The organism is Pseudolysinimonas sp., from assembly GCF_044239695.1.
GTDB lineage: Bacteria > Actinomycetota > Actinomycetes > Actinomycetales > Microbacteriaceae > Pseudolysinimonas_A.
Genome location: NZ_JBIIAW010000170.1, coordinates 1 through 3794, shown reverse-complemented (window position 1 = coordinate 3794; position 3794 = coordinate 1). Strand labels below are relative to the sequence as shown.

At 71.3% G+C, this 3794-nt stretch carries 5 protein-coding genes; 3 read left to right on the top strand and 2 right to left on the bottom strand.

Features of this window, described 5'->3' with window-relative positions; all coding sequences use genetic code 11:
• Nucleotides 1-1010, bottom strand: a 1010-nt coding sequence (locus ACILQS_RS15900; RefSeq protein WP_395641100.1) for a UvrD-helicase domain-containing protein, incomplete at its 3' end; no start/stop codon positions are given.
• Between the two features lie 108 nt (nucleotides 1011-1118).
• Between ACILQS_RS15900 and ACILQS_RS15895 the strand changes: the two genes are divergently transcribed.
• Together ACILQS_RS15895 and ACILQS_RS15890 are read left to right on the top strand one after the other, a co-directional pair.
• Nucleotides 1119-1343 (top strand): DUF3107 domain-containing protein, encoded by a 225-nt coding sequence (locus ACILQS_RS15895; protein WP_395641099.1) that lies wholly within the window; start codon nucleotides 1119-1121, stop codon nucleotides 1341-1343.
• A 20-nt stretch (nucleotides 1344-1363) separates the two neighbouring features.
• Nucleotides 1364-1666 (top strand): hypothetical protein, encoded by a 303-nt coding sequence (locus tag ACILQS_RS15890; protein WP_395641098.1) that lies wholly within the window; start codon nucleotides 1364-1366, stop codon nucleotides 1664-1666.
• A gap of 12 nt (nucleotides 1667-1678) precedes the next feature.
• Here the strand turns inward: ACILQS_RS15890 and ACILQS_RS15885 are convergent, their stop codons facing one another.
• Nucleotides 1679-2323, bottom strand: coding sequence for a ferritin-like fold-containing protein (locus ACILQS_RS15885; RefSeq protein ID WP_395641097.1), 645 nt, complete (start codon nucleotides 2321-2323; stop codon nucleotides 1679-1681).
• Between the two features lie 178 nt (nucleotides 2324-2501).
• Between ACILQS_RS15885 and ACILQS_RS15880 the strand changes: the two genes are divergently transcribed.
• A partial coding sequence (locus ACILQS_RS15880) for a DEAD/DEAH box helicase (protein ID WP_395641101.1) occupies nucleotides 2502-3794 on the top strand: 1293 nt, incomplete at its 3' end.

Below are 3794 nucleotides of genomic sequence, written 5' to 3'. Positions count from 1 at the left end.
TGCGCGCCCGCCGCCGCCGCGCCGATGCGCTCCGTCACCCGGCCGGTGAGCGCGCGCAGCGCCGGGTTCGGCCGGTGCGCCGTCTCCAGCACGAGCGTGTCCGCGGGAACGCCCAGCACGCTCGCGAGCCGACCGAGCGCGTCCGGCTCGCCACCGCGAAAGGCGTTCGCCGCGACGTCGGGGTCACCGAACGCGATCACCGGGATGCCGCGCCGCGCGAGAACGGCGAGCAGGCCGAGCGTCGCCTCGGTGGCCTCCGGAAGGTCGTCGACCACGACGAGCCGCAGACCTGCGATGCGCTCCCCTCCGCCACCGGCATCCAGGGTCGCGATCGCCAGCCGGGCCAGTTCGGCCGGGTCGCGCTGCTCGGGACGCGCCGAGGCGACGACGTCGAGGTATTCGTCGAAGAAGTCCCCCGCCGCGACCCATTCCGCCCGCGATGTCGCCCGGCCGAGCTCTCGCAGCCGCCGGGGATCGATGCCCTGCTCGGTCGCACGCGAGAACAGGTCGCGCAACTCCGACCGGAACCGCGCCGTGCGCCGCACCTCCGGCGTCAGCGGCTCGGGCCAGTCCGGCCCCTCCTCCGACTCGATGTGCCCCTCGAGGAGCGCCGCGAGGTCGGCATCCTGCTCGGCGCCGGTGACGAGTCGCGGCGGGGTCTCCCCCGCGGCGCGGGCCGACACCCCGACGATCTCGTAGGCGAGCGACGGCGCCGTGCGGGCGAGGGGACCGTCGGTCGGCACCCCGAGCCGCACCGCGAGCCGGTCGCGCAGCCGGGCCGCCGACGGACGGGCCGAAGTGAGCACCATCACCGCGCGCGGATCCCACCCCCGCACGAGCACCCGGTCGGCGACGAGTTCGACGATCGTCGTCGTCTTGCCCGACCCCGGGCACCCCAGGACGGCGGCCGACGCCCCGTCCGGCAGCCTCACCACCGCGAGCTGCGACGCATCGAGCGCGAGCGGATGCGACGCACCCGCATCCCCGCGATCGAAGCCCAGCCCACTCACTCAGCCGAACCTAACCGGCACCGCCGACCCCGACATCCAGTCCTGTGCTCTTTCCGCCCCAGGCGAAACGCGAGCTCCACGACAACCGGCCCCATTACTCTGAACAACGTGGACATTCGCATCGGCATCGCCAACTCGCCCCGTGAACTGAGCTTCGAGACGTCGCTTGCCGCGGCCGAGGTCGAGAAGGTCGTCTCGGCGGCGCTCGACTCGGACGCCAAGTTCATCAAGCTGTCCGACGACAAGGGCAAGCTGTACATCGTGCCGACCGCGTCGTTCTCGTACCTCGAGGTCGGCACCGAGACCCGCAGCCGCGTCGGCTTCGTCGCCTGACCGTCCTCTCAGGAGCCCCCATGGAGATCGTCTACGCCGTCGTCGTCGGAGCCGGAGCCGCCCTGCTGCTGCGTTACCTCCTCCCCGGTCGTGAGACCTACGGTTCGGCGCTCCTGCCCGCGATCGGTGCGGCCGTCACCGCCGCCGTGTGGGCCGGGATGTCGTGGCTGGGCTTCGACTTCGACGGCAACTGGGGCTGGCTGTGGCTCGCCTCCGTCGGTGCCGCGATCGTCGTCGCGCTGATCGTCGGCCTCGTCGTCGGCAGCCGTCGCCAGCGCTACGACGCGCGCCAACTGCACCTCCTGTCGGGCGGCAAGGCCTGACAGCGGTGCGCCTCAGGCCGTGAGGCCGAGGGCGTCCATGCGGCGGGTGTGCGCCGCGATCAGCTCGGTGAAGATCGGCTCGATGCGCTCCTCGCCGTCGGCGCGGGTCTCCAGCTGAAGCGCCGACCGGGCGACGAGCATCGTGTCGCCGACGAGCCGGCGACCCCACATCGCGAGCCGCGCGGCGAGCCGCGGGTTGCCGTCGATCGAGGAGCGCAACTCCTCGACCAGCAGGTCTTCGGCGTCGTCGTCGGCGAGCAGAGCGGAGATGCGGTCGGACAGCCCGCCGGGCAGGCCGGCCGCCATCCCGGCGAAGAAGTCGAGCAGGAAGCCCGATGTCAGGTAGCAGGTGATGAGGATCTCGTGCCAGTCGTCGCCCTGCGTGCGGCGCTGGAAGTCGTCGAGCGCGGGGCGGAAGGGCTCCATCGCCTCCGACGGGTCGATGCGGCGCGACTCGAGCTCGGCCAGTACCGCCTCGTGGATCTCCAGCACCTCGGCCGCGACGCGGCCCAGGCGGCTCTTGCCCGACACCGTGGGAGCCACCGCGGCACCGCGTCCGAGGTTCTCGAACAGCACGAGCGTGAGATAGGCGAGCTGACCCAGGTAGGCTGGGGCACCGGGGGCGAGTTCGGCGAGTTCGACGCGCGTGGCCTCCACGGCCTCCGATCGGACGGGCCGGGTCACACCTCGGGCGCGGATCCGTCCTCGACGCAGCCAGCCCAACACGCCAATCAGCCTACTGTCCACGCGATCACTCCGATCGCCGGTGCGGTGGGCACCGCACAGCAGACAGGTAAATACTTTGACTTTCAGTGATCTCGGCATCGAGCAGGACATGGTCGACGCCCTCGCCGAGAAGGGCATTCTCGAGCCCTTCCCGATCCAGACCCAGACGATCCCCCTCGGCCTCTCCGGCCAGGACATCATCGGTCAGGCCAAGACCGGTACCGGCAAGACTCTCGGCTTCGGCCTGCCGATCATCCAGCGCATCGGGCTGAACCCCGAGCCCGGGGTGAAGGTGCTCGTCGTCGTCCCGACCCGCGAGCTGTGCGTGCAGGTCGCCGAAGACCTCGAACTCGCCACGAGCAAGCGCGCCACCAAGGTCGTCGCGATCTACGGCGGCAAGGCCTACGAGGGCCAGGTCGAGGCGCTCAAGGCCGGCGCGCAGATCGTCGTCGGCACCCCGGGCCGCCTCCTCGACCTCGCCGGCCAGCGCCTGCTGTCGTTCGCGAACGTGACCGAGATGGTGCTCGACGAAGCCGACAAGATGCTCGACCTCGGCTTCCTGCCCGACATCGAGAAGCTGTTCGCGCAGACCCCGCCCGAGCGGCACACGATGCTCTTCTCGGCGACGATGCCCGGCCCGATTGTCGCGCTCGCCCGCCGGTTCATGAACCGTCCGATCCACATCCGCGCGACCGATCCGGATGAGGGTCTCACGCAGGCGAACATCAAGCACGTCGTCTACCGGGCGCACTCGCTCGACAAGGACGAGGTCGTCGCCCGCATCCTCCAGGCCGAGGGCCGCGGCAAGACCGTCATCTTCACCCGCACCAAGCGGGCCGCCCAGAAGCTCGTCGAAGAGCTCAGCGACCGCGGCTTCAGCACCGCGGCCGTCCACGGCGATATGAGCCAGGAGGCGCGCGAGCGTTCGATGGCGTCGTTCAAGGCGGGCAAGAAGGAGGTGCTGATCGCCACGGACGTCGCGGCGCGCGGCATCGACGTGAACGACGTCACGCACGTGATCAACCACACCATCCCCGAAGACGAGAAGACCTACCTGCACCGCGCCGGCCGCACCGGCCGCGCGGGCAAGACCGGCATCGCGGTGACCTTCGTCGACTGGGCCGACATGCACAAGTGGGCGCTCATCAACCGCGCCCTCGAGATGGGCATCCCGGAGCCGACCGAGACGTACTCGTCGTCGCCGCACCTCTACGAGGAGCTCGACATCCCCGTGGGCGCGAAGGGCCGGCTCAAGTCGACCCCCGCCGCCCCGCACGTCGAGCGGGAGCCGCGGTCCGGCGCCTCGGGCTCGGGCGACCGTCCGCCGCGCCAGCGCCAGCGATCGCGCGGCGGTGCGGGTGCGGCACCCGGCACGACCACGGCCGAGGGCACCCCGCGCCAG

Coding starts and splice junctions, on each gene's coding strand:
- ACILQS_RS15890 (WP_395641098.1), top strand. CDS start 1,364: ATGGAGATCGTCTACGCCGTCGTCGTCGGAGCCGGAGCCGCCCTGCTG.